Here is a 20,609-nt window from a genome sequence, read left to right as displayed (position 1 = left end):
TGGGTCGCGGCGCGTTCACGTGCGCTTCCTCAGGCCGAGCGACGACGACGCAACCGGTGGCGATTGCCCGGCGACAGGCTCGGTGCGCGGACGCAAGCGCGCACTACCGCGCGCGGGCTTGCCGGCGGCCGGCAGCGGGTGCGCCGTCGGCGGCGGCGGGCTGCCTGCGCCAGCGGCGGCCGGCACCGCTTCGCCGCGCAGCCGCGCGACCTGGCGCTGCGCGCGATCGAGTTCGTAGGAGACCCGCAGCAGCAGGCCCAGCGCGGCGCAGCTCATCAGCACGCTGGAACCACCGGAGGAGATCAGCGGCAGCGTCAACCCCTTGGTCGGCAGCAGGCCGAGGTTGACCCCGATCGAGACGAAGCTCTGCAGCGCCATCCACAACGCGATGCCGAACGCGCAATAGCCGGCGAAGTGGCGGCGCATCTCCACGCACTTGAGCCCGATCCAGAACGCGCGCCCGGTCAGCAGCGCGTACGCGGCGATCACCGCGCACACGCCGACGAACCCCAGCTCCTCGGCGATCACCGCCAGGATGAAGTCGGTGTGCGCTTCCGGCAGGTAGGCCAGCTTCTGCACCGAAGCGCCAAGGCCGACCCCGAACCATTCGCCGCGGCCGACCGCCATCAGCGCGTTGGTCAGCTGGTAGCCGCTGTCGAACGGGTCCGCCCACGGATCCATGAACGAGGTGAAGCGGCGCATGCGATAGGGCTCGGCGATCGCGATCATCGCCAGCAGCGGCAGCCCGACCAGCACCGGCCCGAACATGCGCGGCATGTTGACGCCGCCCAGCACCAGCATGCCGGCCGTGATCGCCAGGATCAGCGACAGCGAGCCGAAGTCCGGCTGCAACACCAGCAACGCCACCAGCAGCACCGCCACGCCCAGCGGCTTGAGCATCGCCGACCAGGTCGCGGTCACGTCCTCGCTGTAGCGCTTGAGGTAGCTGGCCAGCCACACGATGTACAGCAGCTTCACCGCCTCGACCGCCTGGAAGTTCGCCAGCCCGAGGTTGAGCCAGCGCCGCGCGCCGTTGACGCTGACGCCGATGCCGGGCACGAACACCAGCAGCAACAGCACGAAGCAGGCCAGCAGCAACCACTGCCCGTACTGCTCGACCAGCTTCAGCTCGGTGCGCATCGCCCACGCCGCCAGCGCGACCCCGCCGGCCAGGAACAGCACGTGCCGCTCGAGGAAATAGAACGGGCCGACGCCCAGTCCTTCGCCGATCGCGATCGAACTGGAAGCGACCATCACCACGCCGAAGCACGCCAGCGCGATCGACACCCCGAGCAGCCAGGGGTCGTAGCGGCCACCGATGGCCTCGAGCCGGGTGGCCTGGCTGGAGGCCGCGCCCGTCCAGGGCGCGTGCGAGGCGGAAGCCGTGGCATTCATCAGCGCACCTTCAAGGTCGCAAGGCCGACCAGCACCAGCACCACCGAGATGATCCAGAAGCGCACGATCACCCGCGGCTCCGGCCAGCCCTTGAGCTCGAAGTGGTGGTGGATCGGCGCCATCCGGAACACGCGCTTGCCGGTGAGCTTGAACGACGCCACCTGGATCATCACCGACAGCGTCTCGATCACGAACACGCCGCCCATCACCACCAGCACCAGCTCCTGGCGCACGATCACGGCAATCGCGCCGAGCACCGCGCCCAGCGCCAGCGCGCCGATGTCGCCCATGAACACCATCGCCGGGTAGGTGTTGAACCAGAGGAAGCCCAGGCCCGCGCCGGCGATCGCCGCGCAGATGATCACCAGCTCGCCGGCGCCGGGGATTCGCGGGATCTGCAGGTAGCTGGCGAACTGCGCATGCCCGGACGCATAGGCGAACACGCCCAGCGCGCAGGCCACCAGCACCGTCGGCATGATCGCGAGCCCGTCGAGGCCGTCGGTGAGGTTGACCGCGTTGGAGAAGCCGACGATCCACAGGTAGGCGATGAACACGAAGCTCACGCTTACCAGCGGCAACGCCACCGCCTTGAACATCGGGATGTAGAAGGTGGTGGCCGCCTGCACGTCGGCGGTGTAGTACAGGTACAGGCCCGCGGCGAGGCCGAACAACGATTGCGCCAGGTACTTCCAGCGCGACTTCATGCCGTTGGGATCGCGCTTGACGATCTTCAACCAGTCGTCGTACCAGCCGATCGCCCCGAACGCGAGCATCACCGCCAGCACCACCCACACGTAGCGGTTGCGCAGGTCGCCCCACAGCAGCACCGAGGCGAGTACCGTGACCAGGATCAGCGCGCCGCCCATGGTCGGCGTCCCGGCCTTGGAGAAGTGGGTCTGCGGGCCGTCGCTGCGGATCGGCTGCCCGCCCTTGAACTGCGCCAGCTTGCGGATCATCGCCGGCCCCCACCACAGCGACAGCGCCAGCGCGGTCAGCGCGCTGAGGATGCCGCGGAAGGTGAGGTAGCCGAACAGCCCGAACAGGCTCTGCAGTTGTTCCAGCCAGCGCGTCAGTTCAAGCAGCATCGGTGTCCTCCCCCTCGAGCAAGGCCTTGACGACCTGCTCCATGGCGCTGCCGCGCGAACCCTTGACCAGCACCCGCAGGCTTTGCCGGGTGGCTTCGACCGTCGCCGCGTCGCCACGCGTCGTACGCGCGGGCGGAGCCGCACCCATGAAGGCCGCGAGGTCACGGCGCAGCGCATCGGCCAGCGCCGCGTGGCCATCGAAATGGCGTGCGCCCCCGCCGAATGCCTCGACCGCGGCGGCGCTCAACGGCCCGAGCGCATATAGCCGCGCCACGCCCGCGGCCTTCGCCCGGCGCCCGGCTTCGGCGTGCAGGGCCTGCGCGTCGGCGCCGAGTTCGCGCATGTCGCCAAGCACCAGCCAGGCCTCTGCGCCTGCGTGGCCTGCGGTATCCGCGGCGAGCAGCTCCACCGCGGCGTTCATGGAACCGGGGTTGGCGTTGTAGCTGTCGTCGATCAGCAACGCGCCACTGGCGAGGCGATGGTTCACCAGGCGGCCAGCGACAGGGCGCGCGGCGGCCAGTCCGTCGCGGATCGCCTCCAGCGTCGCGCCCAGGCCCAGGGCCAGCGAGGCCGCGGCCAGCGCATTGCGCACGTTGTGGCGCCCGGCCAGCGCCAGCACGATGTCGATGTCGCCTTGCGGGGTGGTCAGCACGAAGCGCGAACCGGCGGCGTCGACGCTGATGTCGCGCGCACCGACATCGGCGCTGGCCTCCAGCCCGAAGCGGATCAGGCGGCGGCCGTGCGCGCGCTCGGCGAAATAGGGCGCGAAGGCGTCGTCGGCATTGATGACCGCAACCCCGTCGGGCGGCAGCGCGTCGTAGATCGCGGCCTTGGTGTCGGCAACCCCGAGCAGGCTGCCCATGCGCTCCAGGTGCGCCGGCGCGATGTTGTTGACCAGGGCGGCGTGCGGACGCGCGATCGCGGTCAGGTAGGCGATGTCGCCGGGCTTGCCGGCGCCCATCTCGTAGATCGCGAACTGCGCGTGCTCCGGCGCGTCCAGCACCGCCAGCGGCAGGCCGATCTCGTTGTTGCGGTTGCCCGGGTTGGCGTAGGCGCCGTCTGCGCCCAGGACCGTGGCGCGCTGCAGGATCGGCAGCAGCAGCGTCTTGACGCTGGTCTTGCCGTTGCTGCCGGTGATCGCGGCGACCTTCGTGGCGCGGGTGCGCTGCAGGGCGGCCGCGAACGCGCCCAGCGCGCGCTCGGTGTCGGCGACCACCACCTGCGGCAGCGGGCTGTCGACCTCGCGCGCCACCAGCGCCGCGCGCGCGCCGGCCTGCTGCGCCGCGGCGACATGGTCGTGGCCGTCGAAGCGCTCGCCCTTCAGCGCCACGTACAGCGCCGCGCGGCCATCGCTGGCGTCGAGGGTGCGGGTATCGCTGGCGACCGCGTCGATCAGGACGTCGGCGCCGTGCAGGCGGCCGCCGGTCCATTGCGCGATCCGCGACAGCGGCAGCGGCTTCATGCCATGCCTCCGGCGTGCTGCGCGCCCGCGTGCCGCGCAAGCGCATCGCGCGCGACTTCGCTGTCGTCGAAGGGATGCTTGACGCCGGCGATTTCCTGGTAGGCCTCGTGGCCCTTGCCCGCGACCAGCACGATGTCCTGCGCACCTGCCGCGCCGATGGCGCGTTCGATCGCCTTGCGGCGGTCGCGTTCCACGATCGCCTTCGCCGGCTCGGCGAAGCCGGCCATGATCTCGGCGACGATGGCGTCGCCATCCTCGCCGCGCGGGTTGTCGTCGGTGACGATCACCGATTCGGCGCCGGCCTCGGAGATCGCCGCCATCTGCGGGCGCTTGCCGCGGTCGCGTTCGCCGCCGCAACCGAACACGCAGGTCAGGCGCCCGCGCAGGTGGCCGCGCAGCGACGACAGCGCCTGTTGCAGCGCGTCGGGCTTGTGCGAGTAGTCCACCACCACCAGCGGCAGCACGCCGTCGCCGCCGAGCCGGTTCATGCGCCCCGGGATCGGCTGCAGCCGCGCCAGCACGCCGGCGATCGCGTCCACGGGTTCGCCCAGCGCATGCAGCACGCCGGCGACCGCGACCAGGTTGTCGATGTTGAAGCGGCCCAGCAGCGGCGAGCGCAGCGCGCGGCGCTCGTCGCCGACCACCAGGTCGAAGGCCAGGCCGTCGGCGGCCAGCGCCACGTTCTCCGCGCGTACGTCCGCCTGCGCGCCCTGCGAGCTCGTGCCGATGGCGCGCACGCCCTCCGGCAACGCGGCCAGCAGCTCGCGGCCAAAGCCGTCGTCGAGGTTGATGACCGCCGCGCGCAGGCCCGGGCGCGAGAACAACCTGGCCTTGGCGGCGCCATAGCTGGCCATGTCGCCGTGGTAGTCGAGGTGGTCGCGGGTGAGGTTGCTGAACACCGCGACGTCGTAATGCACGGCGTCCACGCGGCCCTGGTCGAGCGCGTGCGAACTCACTTCCATCGCCACCGCCTGCGTGCCCGCGTCGCGCAGCTGCGCCAGCAATGCATGCATCTGCAGCACCAGCGGGGTGGTGAAGCCGGTCGCGACCGCCGCGCCGTAGGGGCCGGCGCCGAGCGTGCCGATGGTGCCGCTGCGGGTGCCCAGCAGCGTCCACGCCTGCGCCAGCAGCTGCACGGTCGAGGTCTTGCCGCTGGTGCCGGTGACGCCGACCATCGTCATCGCCCGCGATGGTGCGCCGTGGAACTGGTCGGCCATCGCGCCCATGCGGGCCCGCAGGCCGGGCACGGCGATGGCGTCGGCCGGCGCCGGGATGTCCGCGGGGGCGGGCGGCTCGAACAGGATCGCGCCGGCACCGGCAGCCCGCGCCTGCTCGACGAACAGCAGGCCGTGCGCGCCGAAGCCGGCAATGGCAACGAAGGCGTCGCCCGGTTGCACGTCGCGGCTGTCCAGCACCAGCCCGGTGACGGCCAGTTCCGGCGGTACCGGCACGTCGGGCAGCAGCTCGGCGAGCAGCATCGCGCGGGTCATCGCACCGCCCCCTGCGCCGCTGCCGGCAGCGCTGCCTGCGCCTGCGCCGGTGCCTGCGCTTGCGCGATGGCGACCGGCGGCTTGCGCCTGGCCTCTTCCTTCGCCTGCGCCGCGAGCCAGGTCTCGATGTCGTCCGGCGGCACGTCCATCAGCCGCAGCGCGCCCTGCATCACGTTGTGGAACACCGGGCCGGAGACCGAACCGCCGTAGTAGCCGCGGCGGCTGGGATCGGGTTCGCTGACCACCACCGCCATCGAGAAGCGCGGGTTGTCCACCGGCACCACGCCGGCGAACAGCGACACGTAACGACGCGAGTAACTGCCGCCGCTGGCCATGCGCGCGGTGCCGGTCTTGCCGGCGACGTGGTAGCCCAGGATCGCGGCCGTGGTGGCGGTGCCGCCGGGCTCGGTCACCGTCTGCATCATCTTCATCACTTCGTGCGCGATCGCCGGGTCCAGCACCTGCCGCGGCTCGTTGCGCTGGCCCTTGACGAAGGTCGGCGCGCGCATGCGACCGTTGTCGGCGAGCGTGGCGTAGACCTCGGCGATCTGCAGCGGCGTCGCCGACAGGCCGTAGCCGTAGGCCATGGTCTGCTTGGTGGTGCCGTACCAGCCGTCCGGTGGCGGCAGCACGCCGGCCGACTCCCCGGGGAAGCCGCTGCCCGGGGCGCTGCCATAGCCGAAGCGGTGCACGAAGTCGTAGAACTGCCGGTCGGGCACCATGTTGGCGATCTTCGCGGCACCGACGTTGGAGCTCTTGGTGATCACCCCGGTCACGGTCAGCACGCCATGGTTGCTGGTGTCGGTGGTGCGGTAGCGCCCGTTGGGCATCCAGCCGGGATTGGTGTTGATCAGGGTGTCGGGCGTGACCACGCCGGCAGCGAGGCCCGCGGCGATGGTGACCGGCTTCATCGTCGAACCCGGCTCGACCACGTCGGTGATCGCGCGATTGCGGTGCGCGTCACGATGGCTGCCGTCGACCGCGTTGGGGTTGTACGAAGGCAGGTTGGCCATCGCCAGCACTTCGCCGGTGGCGATGTCGAGCACCACCGCCGAGGCGCTGCTGGCGCCGGTTTCCAGCAGCGCGCGCTTGAGCTCGCGATAGGTCAGGTACTGGATGCGGCGGTCGATCGACAGGGTGAGGTCGCGCCCCGGTTCGGCGGCGCGCACCAGGTCGACGTTCTCGACAATGCGGCCGCGGCGGTCGCGGATCACCTTCTTGGCGCCGGGCTTGCCACGCAGCCAGTCGTCGAACGCCAGCTCCACGCCCTCCTGGCCGCGGTCGTCGATGTTGGTGAAGCCGAGCACGTGCGCCAGCGCCTCGCCCTGCGGGTAGAAGCGGCGGAACTCGCGCTGCGAAGCCACGCCCGGGATGTCGCGGGCGAGGATCGCCTTCGCTTCGTCGGGATTGATGCGGCGCTTGAGGTAGACGAATTCCTTGTCGCTGCGCTGGCCGAGCTTGCGGGTGAGCTGGTCGGCCGGGATGCCGAGCGCCTTGGCCAGTTCCGGAAGCCGGCCCGGATGCTTCAGCAGTTCCTGCGGATTGCCCCAGATCGATTCCACCGGCGAGGACACCGCCAGCGGCTCGCCATTGCGGTCGGTGATCATGCCGCGCGAGGTCGGGATCGGGATCTCGCGCAGGAAGCGCGCATCGCCCTGCTGGCGGTAGAAGTCGTTGTCGATCAGCTGCAGGTCGACCGCACGCCCGACCAGCGCCAGCGAACACAGGCCCAGGGTGCCGACCACCAGCCCCAGCCGCCCGCGCAGGTTGAACCGCGCGCGGCCGCGCGGCGGCTTGCCGGACTTGCTCGCCTTGGGGGTGGCGCGACCGATCATGGCTGCACCTGCCGGTTGAAGCGCGGCGCATGCGCCGCCGTGGTGCAGGTTGCAGGCGTCAGCGACCGGCGGCTCATGGCTGCACTGCCCGTTTCAAGCGCGGCGCATGGCAGCGCCGCCGTGGTGCAGGTTGCAGGCGTCGGCGACCGGCGGCTCATGGCTGCACTGCCCGTTTCAAGCGCGGCGCATGGCAGCGCCGCCGTGGTGCAGGTTGCAGGCGTCGGCGACCGGCGGCTCATGGCTGCACTGCCCGTTTCAAGCGCGGCGCATGGCAGCGCCGCCGTGGTGCAGGTTGCAGGCGTCAGCGACCGGCGGCTCATGGCTGCACCACGACGATGTCGCTGCTCTCGGGGAACTTCATCCCCAGCTTGGTGCGGGCGACCTGGTCGATGCGGTTGCTCTCGGCCCAGGTGGCCTGCTCCAGCTGCAGCCGGCCGAATTCGATGTTGAGCTCGTCGCGCGCGCGCTCCAGCCGGGTCAGGGCGATGAACGACTGCCGGTGCTCGTGGCGCGCGAACACCACCGCGATCGCCGACAGCACGTTGGCGGCGACCAGCAGCATCAGCAGCACGCGCAGGCTCATGGCGCCGCCCCCTGCGCGGCCAGCTTTTCGGCCACGCGCAGCACCGCGCTGCGGGCGCGCGGGTTGGCCGCGGTTTCAGCCGCATCGGCCTTCTGCGCGTTGCCCAGCGTCCGCAGCGTGGGCACGAACGCGTTCAGCTCCGGCATCCGCCGGTTGGCCGGCGGCGCCTTGGCGTGGCCGGCGATGAAGCGCTTGACGATGCGGTCTTCCAGCGAATGGAAGCTGATCACCGCCAGCCGGCCGCCGGTGTGCAGGCGCGCCAGCGCGGCATCGAGGCCGGTTTCGAGGTCGGCCAGTTCGCGGTTGATGAAGATGCGGATCGCCTGGAAGCTGCGCGTGGCCGGATGGATCTTGTGCTCGCCGCGCGGCATCACCGAGGCGATCAGCCCGGCCAGCTGCGCGGTGCGCAGGATCGGCTGCTGCGCGCGCGCCGCGACGATCGCGCGCGCGATCCGCCGCGACATGCGCTCCTCGCCGTAGGTCCACAGCACGTCGGCGATGGCCTGCTCGTCGGCGCGCGCCAGCCATTGCGCCGCGCTTTCGCCGCTATCGGGATCCATGCGCATGTCCAGCGGGCCATCCTTGCCGAAGCTGAAACCGCGTTCGGCCACGTCCAGCTGGGGCGAAGACACGCCCAGGTCGAGCAACACGCCGTCCAGGCCGGCGGCCGTGGCGTCCCAGCGTGCAAGGTCGGCGAAGCTGCCGCGGAAGATCGCCACGCGCGGGTCGCCGCCGAATTCACGTCCGGCCACCGCGATCGCCTCGGGATCCTTGTCCATCAGCAGCAGTCGCCCTCCGGGGCCGAGCCGTTGCAACACGCCGCGCGCATGTCCGCCGCGTCCGAACGTGCCATCCAGGTACGTTCCATCCGCTTTCACCTGCAGCCCTTCCATGACCTGCGCGAACATCACCGGAAGGTGGGCGGAGCGGATCTCCGCGCCACCCCGCGTCACAATTGCAGGTCGAGCAGCCCGTCGCCCAGGTCGGCATCGCTGAGCGTCTGCCGGATCTGCGCGTGGTGCGCCTGCTCGCTCCACAATTCGAACTTGTCGCCCATGCCCAGCAGCACGGCCCGTTTCTCGATCCCGCACGCGCTGCGATGGCTGGCGGGGATGCCGATGCGGCCGCTGCCATCGGGTTCGACGAAGCTGGCCGCGCCGACCAGCTTCAGCTGCATCTGTCGGCTGATGCTGCGGGTGCGCGGCAGGGCATTGACCTGGTCGCGGACCTTTTCCCAGACCGCGTGCGGATACAGGTAGAGGCAGCCGGCGTCGAAGGGGTTGTAGGTGATGACCAAGCGGTTGCCGCAGGCGCCCGCGACCAGGTCCCGGTAACTGGTCGGAATCGCCAGCCGGCCCTTGTCGTCGATGGTGATGGCGGTCTCGCCCTGGAACATGCCTGCCTGGTGCCCCCGTCTAAGGCGGGTTTACGACCCAAGAAAACCACGAATTTCCCGGTTTCCCCACGAGTCGCCACCTTAGGAGTGCCCCGGAGGGTTGTCAACAACTTTCCGAGGCGATTTTCGCTAGGCAGGTCAATGACTTGCGTCAAACTTCAGAGACTTGTTCAAGCTTTATCCACAAGCCGCTGTTTCGTCTCAAATTTTGAGAATTCGTCGGATCTGACGATCCTCACGCGACTCTCACGAGATCGTCACATCGGCCCGTCGGAGGGCTGTTGCGTCGCAACAACCTCGATCCGTCCACGCTCCGGATTACCCCAAGGGCTCTTGCCCGATGGTTCAATCGCCGGCGCCCGCGCGACTTGACGGGCCCCGGCGTGACTGCCAGCCCTTCGGGGCGACCTGACAGGCCCGGCGTGGCCGGCAGGCCTCGTCGTGACCTGACGGGCCCCGGCGTGGCTGCCAGCCCTTCGGGGCGACCTGACAGGTCCGGCGTGGCCGGCAGGCCTCGTCGTGACCTGACGGGCCCCGGCGTGGCCACCAGCCCTTCGGGGCGACCTGACAGTCCGGGCGTGGCCGGCAGGCCTCGTCGTGACCTGACGGGCCCCGGCGTGACCGCCAGCCCTTCGGGGCGAATGTCCCCCGGCCTGCGGCCTCCTCCTTTATTTCGACCCGAAGGGCTGGCGGCCACGCCGGGACGTCGGATTGCAGGCTTGCCAAAGCGCCGTGCCCTGCTTTGCACTTGTGAGTGACTGCGCAACTCGCAACGCCGGATGCGGATGCAGCAGCGCCCCGCTGGACGGCAAGGCCACGAGAAGGCCGCCCGATGCCGTTTTTTTTCGGACTCGGGCGACGGACCAGGAAACAGTGGCGGAGCCGGCCGATAAGCCGGGTTCTGTCTGGAGCAGTCATTCCTCTAGGCGCAACGTCACCGTTACGCTCGAGCAGCCTACCCGGACCCGACGCGGGCAACGTCATGAGGTCCCTATTTGGCCTTGCTCCCGGTGGGGTTTGCCGTGCCGGCCTGTTGCCAGGCTCGCGGTGCGCTCTTACCGCACCATTTCACCCTTGCCACGCGTCCGGATGCCTTTCAGCAGCCGGACCGTTCGGCGGTATCTTTCTGTTGCACTTTCCGTCGGCTCGCGCCGCCCAGGCGTTACCTGGCACCGTGCCCTGTGGAGCCCGGACTTTCCTCGGCATCCGCGCCCACCGAAATGGACGGGATGACGCGACTGCCTGGCCGACTCCGCCGTCGCGCATTCTACGGCTATCGCCGTCCAATACCCCAGAGTCTGCTGCGCAATCCCTGGGGCCCACCCCGCGCTTCCACGCCCCCATTGGCGCCTGCGGTGCGAATCGCCCCTGGCTCAGGGCGCGGCGACCGCGTCCTCGTCGGTGCCCCTGCCGTACAGGGCCTTGCGCGGCGCGCCGCTGAGCTCGGACGCCAGCTTGGCCGCGGTCGAGGGCGGCAGGTGCCCGGAGAGCTTGGCGTACAGGCGCCGGCCTTCGGCGATGCGGGCATCGGCATCCTCGCCCGCGCCCTGCACCAGCACCACGAATTCGCCCCTGCGCTGGTTGGGATCGGCGGCGACGCGCGCCTGCAACTCGCCGAGGGTCCCGTCCAGCAGGGTTTCGAACAACTTGGTCAGCTCGCGCGCCAGCACCGCCGGGCGATCGGCGCCGAAGGCCGCGGCCATGTCCGCGAGCGTGTCCTCGATCCGGTGCGCGGATTCGTGGAACGCCAGCGTGCGCGGTTCGCCCGCCAGCCGCGCCAAGCGTTCGCGCCGCGTGCCCGCCTTCGCCGGCAGGAAGCCCTCGAACACGAAGCGGTCGCTCGGCAATCCCGCGGCGCTCAGCGCCGCGATGAAGGCGCAGGGTCCAGGCACCGGGCTGACCCGGATGCCCGCGGCGCGTGCCGCGCGCACGACGCGATATCCCGGGTCGCTGACCAGCGGCGTGCCGGCGTCGGAGACCAGCGCCAGCGATTCGCCCGCCAGCAGCCGCGCGACCAGCCGGTCGGCGATGGCGTCCTCGTTGTGTTCGTGCAACGCCAGCAGCGGCCGTTCGATGCCGTAGTGCGCAAGCAACTGCCGGGTATGGCGGGTGTCCTCGGCGCAGATCGCGGACGCCGTCTTGAGCGTGTCCAGCGCGCGGGGCGAGAGGTCGCCGAGGTTGCCGATCGGGGTGGCGACGACGTGAAGCGTGCCACCGGGTGGATTGCTGGCCGCTGCCATCGCTGCTCCCCTCACCGCGCGGTTTCCGCGCGCGGGTAGAATCCTACCCGGTTCCCCATGGAGCGCCTCGCGCGGCGGATGCAGATGAGCTGGAATCGAAAGGATGCGGGCTGGGCCAGGCTCCTGCTGGCGCTGCTGCTGGCGCTGTCGGCCGCCGGCTGCGCCACGACGCAGGTGGTGACAAGGCCGTCGGCTGCGCCGCGGCTGGCGCCCGCGTTCGCCGAGGCCGCCGCGCTTGCCCGCAACCACGCCGCGCTGGCCGGCCAGGCACGAGTGGACAACGGCATCCGCATCGAACGCCTGCTTGCCGGGATCGACGACGCCACCCTCGCGCGCGATGCGGCGGCCCTGCCCGCGGGCGACCCGCTCTACGACTTCGTCGGTCGCGCGCTGCTCAACCGCGGGCTGCCGTTGCCGCGTCCGTTCGATCGCGGCGGCAACTGGCGCTTCGACGCGGGCAACCGCCCACCGGCCGACAGCGACGGCTATCGCCCGCCGATGCAGCTGGGCGTGCTGCTGCCGCTTTCGGGCAGCCTGTCCACCGCCGCCGGCCCGGTGCGCGACGGCCTGCTCGCCGGCTATTACGCCGAGCAGCGCCGCCGCCCCGACATCGCCTTCTACGACACCGCCGACACCGCGGGCGGCACCCTCGCCGCCTACGACAAGGCCGTCGCCGCCGGCGCCGACTATGTGCTCGGTCCGCTCGGCCGCGACGAGGTCGACACCCTGTTCCGCAGCGGCAGGCTGACCGTGCCGGTGCTGGCGCTCAACCGCGGCAACATGCCGCCGCCGCCTGGCAGCGCCAGCTTCTCGCTGGCGCCGGAGGACGACGGCAGCGCCGCCGCCGAATACCTGATCGCGCGCAAGGCGCCGCGGGTGCTGGTCCTGGCCGATGGCGACGACGGCACGCGCCGCGCGGTGGCCGCGTTCCGCGAACAGCTGCAGGCGCGCGGCGGCACGGTCGTTGCCGAGATCGGCATCACCAGCGAGCCGGGCGACCTGGCGCCGGCACTCGCCACTGCCGTGCAGAAGGATGGCGGCGTCGATGCGGTATTCCTGGCGCTGAAGCCCGCGCAGGCGCGCGCGCTGGCGCCGCAGCTGGTGCTGGCCGGGCTCGGTGGCAAGCTGCGCGTGGCGACCTCGCAACTGGCGTCGGCAAGCAGCGAGCTCACCAAGGACCACGCACTGGATGGCATCGCCTTCCCCAGCGAAGCCTGGGCGGTGCGCAACGTGACCGGCCTGCCTTCGGCGGCAAGCGCCGCATCGCAGCTGCCGAACGCGCGCGGTGGCGCGGCCAAGCTGTTCGCGTTCGGCTACGACGCGTGGCTGCTGACCGCGTACCTGGAGCGCCTGGCCAACGACGCCAACGGCAAGGTCGAAGGCGCCACCGGCACCCTGCGCATCGACGGCTTCGGCAACGTCGTGCGCACGCCGGCATGGTCGACCTACAGCGGCGCGACCGCGGTGCCGCTGGGCAATGCCGGCGGCTGATGCCGGCGACCCGCGCGTCGACCGACGTGCCCGCGGCGCGCTGGTGGAGGCCGCCGCCCGGCGGTACCTGGTCGATGCGGGCCTGCGCGAACTCGCGGCCAACGCCAGCTACCGCGGCGGCGAACTCGACCTGGTGATGCTCGACGACCACCATCGCGATGGCACCGTGGTGGTGTTCGTCGAGGTGCGCTATCGCAGCCACGCCGGTTACGGCGGCGGCGCGGCGTCGGTGGACTGGCGCAAGCGCCGCAAGCTGGTGCACGCGGCACGGCGCTTCCTCGCCTTGCATCGCACCCTGCGCGAGGCGCCCTGCCGCTTCGACGTGGTCGAAGCCGACGGCGACCCGGCGGCGCCACGCCTGAGCTGGTTGCGGGATGCCTTCCGGGCGGATGACGTGTAGGCAAGCGCGATCGCGCAGGCAGCCGCTTTCGACTGCCTGCGGCACCTACAATGCGGCATGGCCGCCATTCCCCAGGCACTGGATCGCGAACTGCGCGCGTTGCTCGGCGACGCCTGGTTGCGCGACGAGAGCGACTGCCTGGCCTATGCCTACGACAATTCGCGCAAGCTGGCCGTGCCCGATGCGGTTGCGCTGCCGACCACGCGCGAACAGGTGCAGGCGCTGGTCCGCGCCTGCCGCGCGCACGCGCTGCCGCTGGTGGCGCGCGGCCGCGGCACCAACACCACCGGCGCCACGGTGCCGGTGGCCGGTGGCGTGGTGGCGTCGTTCGAGCGCATGGATGCGATCATGGACATCCGCCCGGGCGACCGCTGCGCGGTGGTCGAGCCCGGCGTGCTCAATGGCGACCTGCAGCGCGCGCTCGCGGCGCACGGGCTGTTCTGGCCGCCGGATCCCACCAGCGCCGACTTCTCGAGCATCGGCGGCAACCTCGCCTGCAACGCCGGCGGCCCGCGCGCCGTGAAGTACGGCGCCAGCCGCGACAACGTGCTGGCGCTGACCGCGGTCACCGGCGCCGGCGAACTGATCCACTGCGGCAGCGCCACCACCAAGGGCGCGACCGGCTACGACCTGCAGCGCCTGCTGGTCGGCAGCGAAGGCACGCTCGCGCTGATCGTGGAGGCGACGCTGAAACTGGCGCCGCTGCCCCCGGCCCGGCGCGTTCTGCGCGCGCTGTACCGCGACGTCGCCAGCGCCGCGGCGGCGGTCGCGCGGCTGATGGCGCAGCCGGTGACACCGTCGATGCTGGAATTCATGGATGGCGACTGCGTGCGCCTGGCGCGCGGACACATGCAGGCCAACGGCGGCGGCGACCTGCCCGCCGATGCCGGCGCGCTGCTGCTGGTCGAAGCCGACGGCGACCCCGACACGCTGCCGCACGCGATCCGCGCCCTGCGGCAGGCAGCCACGGGCGAAGGCCTGGTCGCACTCGACGAAGCCGTGGACGATGGCGAGCGCGCCAGGCTCTGGGCCGCGCGCAAGGCGCTGTCGCCGGCGCTGCGCACGCTGGCGCCCGGCAAGATCAACGAGGACGTGGTGGTACCGGTGTCGCGGATCCCGGAACTGGTGGCCGGCGTACAGGCGCTGGCGCGCGAATACGCGCTGCCGATCGTGACCTTCGGCCATGCCGGCAACGGCAACCTGCACGTCAACCTGCTGTTCGACCCCGCCGACGCCGGACAGTCCCGGCGCGCCTCCGCCGCGATGGCGCGCGTGTTCGCCCTTGCGCTGTCGCTCGGCGGCACCCTGTCGGGCGAACACGGCATCGGCCTGGCCAAGCGCGATTCCATGCCGCGGGCGATCACTGCACCGACGCTGGACCTGATGCGGCAACTCAAGTCCGTATTCGACCCTGACGGCATCCTCAATCCGGGCAAGCTGCTGCCGCCGTGAGCATCGCGTTCATTGACCTGCCGCGGCGGATCCGCGCCTGCCGCACCCGCGAGGCGCACCTGCCGCTGCCGCATCCCGGCCCGCGCAACGTCGGCTGTTTCGGGGCCAACCCCTGGTTCGAACGCGAGCAACTGCCGGTGCTGCGGGAGCGCGTGCACGCCCTGCCGGGGTGAGCGGCACCCGGCTGTGATCGGGGGCGGTTTTCGGGCGCCGACGCCGAATACCGCCTTCGGCCGCGGAGTGGTAATTTCCGCGTCATCACCCGCCCGGGAGTCGCCATGAACGCGATCGCTCGCATGCTGTCGACGCTGGCGCTGGTCGCCATCGCCTTTGCCGCATCCGCGCAGGCACCCGCCGGCGCGCCAGCCACCGACCAGGCAGCGGGCCAGGCGCGGCCGTTGCGGGTCATGCTGGTCGGCAACAGCCTCACCTACAGCAACAACCTGCCGCGCCTGTTGCGCGCGGTCGCCGCTTCCCAGCCGGGCGGCCCGGCGATCGAAACCGCCACCTATGTCATCCCGGGCGCCGAACTGGACACGCTGTGGGACGACAGCAAGGCCGCAGACGCCTTGCGTGCGGGGCCGTGGGACGCGCTGGTGTTGCAGGAGCGCGGCGGCCTCGTCCGCTGCATGGCCAACAACCGCCGCGAGCCGGAGTGCCGGCGCAGCGAGCGCGCGCATCGCGACTTCACCCGGCTGGCCACCGGCGCCGGCGCCCGGGTGCTGTTGCTGGCGACATGGCCGCCGCTGCGTGCGAGCGACCTCGGCGACAACGACCTGCGCCGCCGCATGCGCGAGGTCTACTCGGAGGCGTATTCGCAACTCGCCAGCCGCCTGGGTGGCGACGGCGCGCGGGTCGAGGTGGTTGCGGCCGCGTCGGTGCTGCTGGCGCCGAAACAGGGCGCCGCCGACCCGCATCCCTTCAGCGACGACATGCATCCCAGCATCGCCTCCTCGCTGGTGATGGCCGCGCAACTCTATTCAGCGGTCACCGGCCGCGCGCCGGTGGCGCAGGACCTGCTGATCGATTTCCCGATGCTGCCGCCGGCCGCGCTGACCCATCCGGACACGCCGATCGAGACCCAGCCGCAACTGGCTGGCGATGGCAGCAAGGTGCTGCTCAAGGCGGAGGCGCTGGCGCCGCTGTACGCGCGCGCCGCCGGCGGCTGAGGCACGTTCAGCCGGTCGGGTCGAAGTGGGCGTAGCCAGCGCGCGCCGGCAGCCACTGGCTGCCGTCCGGGTGCAGGGCGCGCACGCCATCGCCATCGACGACGCGGCCGATGCGCGCCAGCGCCTGTGGCTGCGCGCGCGCAAGCGACGCGATCGCGTCGCGCCGCGATGCCGGCGCGGTGAAGCACAGCTCGTAGTCGTCGCCGCCGCAGGCCTGCAAGCCTGCGCGCGCCGACGCGTCGAAGCGGGCGGCGAGCGCGGGCGAAGCCGGTAGCGCCTGCAGTTCGATCTCCGCGCCCACCCGGCTGGCGACGCAGACATGGCCGAGGTCGGCGAGCAGGCCGTCGGACAGGTCGATGGCGGCGTGGGCAATACCCGGCAGCGCCAGCCCCAGTTCGATCCGCGGCGTGGGCCGGTCCAGGCGCGCGCGCAGCGCGGGTTCGGCGGCGCCGCCGGCGCGCCACTGCGCCAGCGCCGCGGCCGCATCGCCGAGGGTGCCGCTGACCCAGATGTCGTCGCCCGCGCGCGCGCCGTCGCGGCGCAGGGCCTGGTCCACGGCGACCAACCCGTGCACGGTGGCGCAGATCGACAGTGGACCGCGCGTGGTGTCGCCCCCGACCAGCGCGACACCATGGCGTTCGGCGAGCGCGAGGAAGCCATCGAGGAAACCCTCGAGCCAGTCGCCGTCCGCATGCGGCAGCGACAGGGACAGCGTCGCCCAGGCCGGGCGCGCGCCCATCGCGGCGAGGTCGGACAGGTTCACCGCCAGCGCCTTCCAGCCGATGTCCGCGGCGGCGGTGCCCGCGGGAAAATGCACGTCGGCATTGAGCGTATCGGTCGCGACCGCCAGCCAGTGTCCCGGCGGCACCCGCAGCAGCGCCGCATCGTCGCCGATGCCGAGCACCACGTCGTCCCGCGTCGCGGCGCGCGCCTGGATGCGGGCGATGAGTTCGAATTCGGGCATGCGGGTCCAGCCTTCCGTCCGGGACACGGCGATGGCCGCATCGTGGGCACCGCCGCGCGATCCCCGGGGCGCCCTGCCCACGGCGGGCAGCGCAAAGGGCGCGCGGCTATTTCCCGCGCGCGGCCGCGAACTCCGGGGCGCGCCAGGCCGCCGCGGCATGGTCGAGCACGCCGTTGACATAGGTATGGCCGTGTTCGGAGCCGAAGCGCTTGGTGGTGTCGATCGCTTCGTTGATCACCACCCGGTACGGCACGTCCGGGCGGTGCAGCAGCTCGTAGGCGGCGATCCGCAGCGCGGCGCGCTCGATCTGGTCGACCTGCTCGACCTCGCGGTCGATAAAGGCCGCCAGCGCGGCATCGAGTTCGCCCACGTGCTTGACCACGCCGCGCACCAGATCCTCGAAGTACTCCAGGTCGGCGACTTCGTGCGCCTGCTCGTGCGCGAACTGGGCGATCACCTGCGGCGCGCTGCCGCCGGACACCTGCCAGGCGTAGACCGCCTGCAACGCGCGCCGGCGCGCGCGCGAGCGCGCCACCGGATCGATCCCGTCCCCGCGCCGTGGCCGGCTCATGGCTGCCCCACCCGAGTGGCTGCGGCGGTACGTTCGCGGGCAGACGGCAACTGGCCGAGCAGCTGCGCCATCTCGATCGCGACCAGCGCCGCTTCCTCGCCCTTGTTGCCGTGGCTGCCGCCGGCGCGGTTCTGGGCATCGGCATGGTCCTCGACCGCCAGCACGCCGTTGCATACCGGGACGCCGTAATCCAGCGCCACCCGCATCAGGCCTTCGGCGCAACCGTCGGCGACCTGCTCGTAGTGGCGGGTATCGCCGCGCACCACGCAGCCCAGCGCCACCACCGCGACATGGGTCCCGGCGGCGGCGATGCGCGCGGCGGCCAGCGGCAGCTCCCAGGCGCCCGGGACGCGCACCACGTCGAGCGCCTCGGCGGCCACGCCATGGTCGGCGAACGACTTGCGCGCGCCGGCCACGAGCGCGTCGGTGATGCGCGGGTTCCAGCGGCTGGCGATGATGGCGAAGCGGGCGGCACGCCCGTCGACAGCCGGGGCAGCGCGCAGGTCGCCTTCGTAATGCGGCATGGTCGGAATCGTTGCGGGGGTGCGCCAGTTTAGCGCCTGCCGGTGCGGCTGGCCGCCGCCCTAGCGCTGCGCCGGGTCGAGGTAGGCCACGACCTCGAGCCCGTAGCCGGCCAGCCCCACCTGCCGCCGCGGCGTGCCCAGCACGCGCAGCTTGCCCAGGCCGAGGTCGGCGAGGATCTGCGCACCGGCGCCATTGCGGCGCCATTCGGCCAGCGCGCCGCCGCGCACGGGCGCCGCTTCCGGCTTGGCCTCGTCGTGCGGTTCGCGGATCCGCGCCAGCAGCGCGTCGCTGTCCTGGGCCTCCCCGAGCAGCACCAGCGCGCCGCGGCCTTCGCGCGCGATGCGCGCCAGCACGTCGCCGACCGCCGGGCCGAAATCGGCGCGGCGCCAGTGCAGCGCGTCGGCCAGCGGATTCAGCATGTGCACCCGCACCAAAGTCGGCGCCGCGGCGTCGGGCTCGCCGCGCAGCAGGGCGAAGTGCAGCGCGTGGCCGAGCCGGTCGCGATACGTGTGCAGCCGGAACGGACCGTGCTCGGTGTCGATGTCGCGCGCATCGATGCGTTCGACCGTGTGCTCGGTTTCCAGGCGGTAGCGGATCAGGTCCTCGATCGAACCGATCTTCAGCCCGTGCTCGCGGGCGAACGCCTCCAGTTGCGGGCGTCGCGCCATCGAGCCGTCGGGATTGAGGATTTCGACCAGCACCCCGGCCGGTTCCAGCCCCGCCAGCAGGGCCAGGTCGCTGGCCGCCTCGGTATGCCCGGCGCGGTTGAGCACGCCGCCGGGCTGCGCCTGCAGGGGGAAGATATGGCCCGGCTGCGACAGGTCGGCCGCACTGGCGTCCGGGCGCACCGCGGTGCGCACGGTATGCGCGCGGTCGTAGGCGCTGATGCCGGTGGTGACGCCTTCGGCGGCCTCGATCGAGACCGTGAAGTTGGTGCCGTGCGGCGAGGTGTTGTCGCGCACCATCGGCGGCAGCCCGAGCTGGCGGCAGCGCTCGCGGGTCAGCGACAGGCACACCAGGCCGCGCGCGTGCGTGACCATGAAGTTGATGTCCTGCGGCCGCACCAGCTCGGCGGCCATGATCAGGTCGCCTTCGTTCTCGCGGTCCTCGTCGTCGACGATGACGACCATGCGGCCGGCGCGGATTTCCTCGAGCAGCTCGGGGATCGGTGCGAAACTCATGCTTGTTCCCGTGTCGTCAGCAGTCGCTCGACATAGCGCGCGACCAGGTCCACTTCCAGGTTGACGGCGTCGCCGACGGCGGTGCCGGCGAAGGCGGTGTGCGCCACCGTATGCGGCACCAGCGCCACCTCGAAACCGGCGTCGTCCACGGCGTTGACGGTGAGGCTGACGCCATCGACGCAGACCGAGCCCTTCAGCGCGATGTAGCGCAGCAGCGGCGCCGGCGCGGCGAACGCCCAGCGCTGCGCGCGCGCATCCTGCGCGATCCGCAGCACGCGGCCGACGCCATCGACGTGGCCGCTGACCAGGTGCCCGCCGAGGCGGTCGCCTGCGCGCAGCGCCCGCTCCAGGTTGAGCGCGGCGCCGACGGGGAGCGCACCGAGCGTGGTCAGGCCAAGGGTCTCGCTGGAGGCGTCGGCTTCGAAGCCGTCGCCGTCGAACGCCACCACGGTCAGGCACACGCCGTTGACCGCGATGCTCTCGCCGAGCGCCACGTCGGCGAACGGCAGCGTGCCGACGGCGATCCGCAGGCGCGCGTCGCCGCCGCGCGATTCACGCGCGGCAAGGCGGCCGACGCCCGCGATCAATCCGGTGAACATCAGGCGGGCTTCCTGCGCGCGTGCACGAACATCGGCCAGCGCACGTCGCGGAGCGTGCCCGGATCGCCCCAGGCATCGGCGAACGCCGGCGCCAACGCAGCTACCGGATCCTCGCCGCCGCGCACGTCCCGGTAACGCTGCGTCGCCGAGTAGCTGGAGAAATAGCCGAGCAGTCGCGGCAGCGTCCACTGCGCGCGCAGTTCGAACCCCGGCGCGCGGATCGCCGGGAATGGCCAGTCGAAGCCCGCATACGCCTGGTCGACCAGCGTGCGCTGCGCTGGCCAGCACGGACGGATCGCGGCCTGCAGCGTGTCGTTCACGGCCGCGAGCGCGGCGGGCACCTCGATGTCCTGGTAGCCCCAGGCGACCAGCACGCCACCGGGCTTGAGCACGCGCGCGCATTCGCCGAAGAACGCGGGCAGGTCGAACCAGTGCAGCGCCTGCGCCACGCACACCGCATCGGCGCTGGCGTCGGGCAGGCTGCAGCGCTCGCCGGGCTCGACCAAGAACGCGACGTTCGCCGGCCCGCGGGCCTGCGCGACCTGGGCCGCGCTGGGATCGGTGGCGTGGACGCGGGCGAACTGCCGCGCCAGCCCGCGCGTGGCCTGCCCGCTGCCGCAGCCCGCTTCCCATGCCAGCGCCGTCGCCGGGGCAGCCGAGGCGATCCACGCGAACAGGGCGTCCGGGTATTCCGGGCGCGCGCCGGCATAGTCGGCGGCGACCGCGGAGAAATGATCGGCGAAGGGAGCGACCGCGGACGCCATGCTGCGA

At 71.9% G+C, this 20,609-nt stretch carries 21 protein-coding genes and 1 other RNA gene; 5 read left to right on the top strand and 17 right to left on the bottom strand.

The features are described 5' to 3' along the window. Nucleotides 1-15: 15 nt before the first annotated feature. From ftsW to rsmI, 11 genes are all read right to left on the bottom strand, one after another. Entirely contained in the window at nucleotides 16-1,395 is a 1,380-nt protein-coding gene (ftsW, locus tag MQC88_RS06925) for a putative lipid II flippase FtsW (protein WP_243320457.1), read from the bottom strand. Then, a complete protein-coding gene (gene mraY, locus MQC88_RS06920; protein ID WP_243320455.1) occupies nucleotides 1,395-2,480 on the bottom strand; it encodes a phospho-N-acetylmuramoyl-pentapeptide-transferase in 1,086 nt (361 codons plus the stop codon). Before mraY ends, ftsW begins: the two co-directional genes overlap by 1 nt. Further along, nucleotides 2,470-3,942 carry a UDP-N-acetylmuramoyl-tripeptide--D-alanyl-D-alanine ligase gene (locus MQC88_RS06915; RefSeq protein ID WP_243320453.1) on the bottom strand — a complete coding sequence of 491 codons (1,473 nt, stop codon included), beginning with the start codon at nucleotides 3,940-3,942 and terminating at the stop codon, nucleotides 2,470-2,472. The genes mraY and MQC88_RS06915 overlap by 11 nt, the downstream gene beginning before the upstream one ends. Beyond that, nucleotides 3,939-5,432 (bottom strand): UDP-N-acetylmuramoyl-L-alanyl-D-glutamate--2,6-diaminopimelate ligase, encoded by a 1,494-nt coding sequence (locus tag MQC88_RS06910; RefSeq protein WP_243320451.1) that lies wholly within the window; start codon nucleotides 5,430-5,432, stop codon nucleotides 3,939-3,941. The genes MQC88_RS06915 and MQC88_RS06910 overlap by 4 nt, the downstream gene beginning before the upstream one ends. Beyond that, nucleotides 5,429-7,267: a peptidoglycan D,D-transpeptidase FtsI family protein gene (locus MQC88_RS06905; RefSeq protein WP_243320448.1), complete on the bottom strand. Its 1,839-nt coding sequence runs from the start codon at nucleotides 7,265-7,267 to the stop codon at nucleotides 5,429-5,431. Before MQC88_RS06905 ends, MQC88_RS06910 begins: the two co-directional genes overlap by 4 nt. After that, nucleotides 7,264-7,587 carry a hypothetical protein gene (locus tag MQC88_RS06900; protein ID WP_243320446.1) on the bottom strand — a complete coding sequence of 108 codons (324 nt, stop codon included), beginning with the start codon at nucleotides 7,585-7,587 and terminating at the stop codon, nucleotides 7,264-7,266. The genes MQC88_RS06905 and MQC88_RS06900 overlap by 4 nt, the downstream gene beginning before the upstream one ends. Beyond that, nucleotides 7,584-7,850: a cell division protein FtsL gene (gene ftsL / locus MQC88_RS06895; RefSeq protein ID WP_243320444.1), complete on the bottom strand. Its 267-nt coding sequence runs from the start codon at nucleotides 7,848-7,850 to the stop codon at nucleotides 7,584-7,586. The genes MQC88_RS06900 and ftsL overlap by 4 nt, the downstream gene beginning before the upstream one ends. Then, nucleotides 7,847-8,806, bottom strand: a complete 960-nt coding sequence (gene rsmH, locus MQC88_RS06890) for a 16S rRNA (cytosine(1402)-N(4))-methyltransferase RsmH (protein ID WP_315857091.1) — start codon at nucleotides 8,804-8,806, stop codon at nucleotides 7,847-7,849. Before rsmH ends, ftsL begins: the two co-directional genes overlap by 4 nt. Then, nucleotides 8,800-9,246 carry a division/cell wall cluster transcriptional repressor MraZ gene (gene mraZ / locus MQC88_RS06885; RefSeq protein WP_243320440.1) on the bottom strand — a complete coding sequence of 149 codons (447 nt, stop codon included), beginning with the start codon at nucleotides 9,244-9,246 and terminating at the stop codon, nucleotides 8,800-8,802. The genes rsmH and mraZ overlap by 7 nt, the downstream gene beginning before the upstream one ends. 874 nt (nucleotides 9,247-10,120) lie before the next feature. Beyond that, nucleotides 10,121-10,500: RNase P RNA component class A (gene rnpB, locus MQC88_RS06880), an RNA gene on the bottom strand. 119 nt (nucleotides 10,501-10,619) lie between these two features. Further along, on the bottom strand, nucleotides 10,620-11,486 hold the full coding sequence (rsmI, locus tag MQC88_RS06875) for a 16S rRNA (cytidine(1402)-2'-O)-methyltransferase (RefSeq protein ID WP_243320438.1): 867 nt from the start codon (nucleotides 11,484-11,486) through the stop codon (nucleotides 10,620-10,622). Between the two features lie 84 nt (nucleotides 11,487-11,570). Here rsmI and MQC88_RS06870 point away from each other — a divergent pair, with 84 nt between their 5' ends. From MQC88_RS06870 to MQC88_RS06850, 5 genes are all read left to right on the top strand, one after another. Next, complete coding sequence (locus MQC88_RS06870) at nucleotides 11,571-12,977, top strand: penicillin-binding protein activator (protein WP_243320436.1); 1,407 nt, start codon at nucleotides 11,571-11,573, stop codon at nucleotides 12,975-12,977. After that, nucleotides 12,964-13,377: a YraN family protein gene (locus tag MQC88_RS06865; protein ID WP_243320434.1), complete on the top strand. Its 414-nt coding sequence runs from the start codon at nucleotides 12,964-12,966 to the stop codon at nucleotides 13,375-13,377. The genes MQC88_RS06870 and MQC88_RS06865 overlap by 14 nt, the downstream gene beginning before the upstream one ends. A gap of 57 nt (nucleotides 13,378-13,434) precedes the next feature. After that, nucleotides 13,435-14,829, top strand: a complete 1,395-nt coding sequence (locus MQC88_RS06860; RefSeq protein ID WP_243320432.1) for an FAD-binding oxidoreductase — start codon at nucleotides 13,435-13,437, stop codon at nucleotides 14,827-14,829. Continuing rightward, complete coding sequence (locus MQC88_RS06855; RefSeq protein ID WP_243320431.1) at nucleotides 14,826-15,002, top strand: uracil-DNA glycosylase family protein; 177 nt, start codon at nucleotides 14,826-14,828, stop codon at nucleotides 15,000-15,002. Before MQC88_RS06860 ends, MQC88_RS06855 begins: the two co-directional genes overlap by 4 nt. Nucleotides 15,003-15,107: 105 nt before the next feature. After that, nucleotides 15,108-15,998 carry an SGNH/GDSL hydrolase family protein gene (locus MQC88_RS06850; protein ID WP_243320428.1) on the top strand — a complete coding sequence of 297 codons (891 nt, stop codon included), beginning with the start codon at nucleotides 15,108-15,110 and terminating at the stop codon, nucleotides 15,996-15,998. A 7-nt stretch (nucleotides 15,999-16,005) separates the two neighbouring features. Here the strand turns inward: MQC88_RS06850 and thiL are convergent, their stop codons facing one another. The 6 genes from thiL to MQC88_RS06820 all read right to left on the bottom strand — a co-directional run bounded on the left by thiL (nucleotide 16,006) and on the right by MQC88_RS06820 (nucleotide 20,602). Beyond that, nucleotides 16,006-16,962, bottom strand: a complete 957-nt coding sequence (gene thiL / locus MQC88_RS06845; RefSeq protein WP_243320426.1) for a thiamine-phosphate kinase — start codon at nucleotides 16,960-16,962, stop codon at nucleotides 16,006-16,008. Between the two features lie 106 nt (nucleotides 16,963-17,068). Next, complete coding sequence (gene nusB, locus MQC88_RS06840) at nucleotides 17,069-17,533, bottom strand: transcription antitermination factor NusB (RefSeq protein ID WP_243320423.1); 465 nt, start codon at nucleotides 17,531-17,533, stop codon at nucleotides 17,069-17,071. Continuing rightward, nucleotides 17,530-18,057, bottom strand: a complete 528-nt coding sequence (gene ribH, locus MQC88_RS06835) for a 6,7-dimethyl-8-ribityllumazine synthase (protein ID WP_243320421.1) — start codon at nucleotides 18,055-18,057, stop codon at nucleotides 17,530-17,532. Before ribH ends, nusB begins: the two co-directional genes overlap by 4 nt. 60 nt (nucleotides 18,058-18,117) lie before the next feature. Continuing rightward, nucleotides 18,118-19,239 (bottom strand): 3,4-dihydroxy-2-butanone-4-phosphate synthase, encoded by a 1,122-nt coding sequence (ribB, locus tag MQC88_RS06830; protein WP_243320419.1) that lies wholly within the window; start codon nucleotides 19,237-19,239, stop codon nucleotides 18,118-18,120. Beyond that, nucleotides 19,236-19,838 carry a riboflavin synthase gene (locus tag MQC88_RS06825; protein WP_243320416.1) on the bottom strand — a complete coding sequence of 201 codons (603 nt, stop codon included), beginning with the start codon at nucleotides 19,836-19,838 and terminating at the stop codon, nucleotides 19,236-19,238. The genes ribB and MQC88_RS06825 overlap by 4 nt, the downstream gene beginning before the upstream one ends. Next, nucleotides 19,838-20,602, bottom strand: a complete 765-nt coding sequence (locus tag MQC88_RS06820) for a class I SAM-dependent methyltransferase (RefSeq protein WP_243320415.1) — start codon at nucleotides 20,600-20,602, stop codon at nucleotides 19,838-19,840. Before MQC88_RS06820 ends, MQC88_RS06825 begins: the two co-directional genes overlap by 1 nt. Nucleotides 20,603-20,609 lie beyond the last annotated feature (7 nt).

Origin of the sequence: Cognatiluteimonas sedimenti, from assembly GCF_022808325.1 — a bacterium.
In the GTDB taxonomy this organism is placed as follows: Bacteria; Pseudomonadota; Gammaproteobacteria; order Xanthomonadales; family Xanthomonadaceae; genus Cognatiluteimonas; species Cognatiluteimonas sedimenti.
This window is presented reverse-complemented; position numbering and strand designations above follow the sequence as displayed.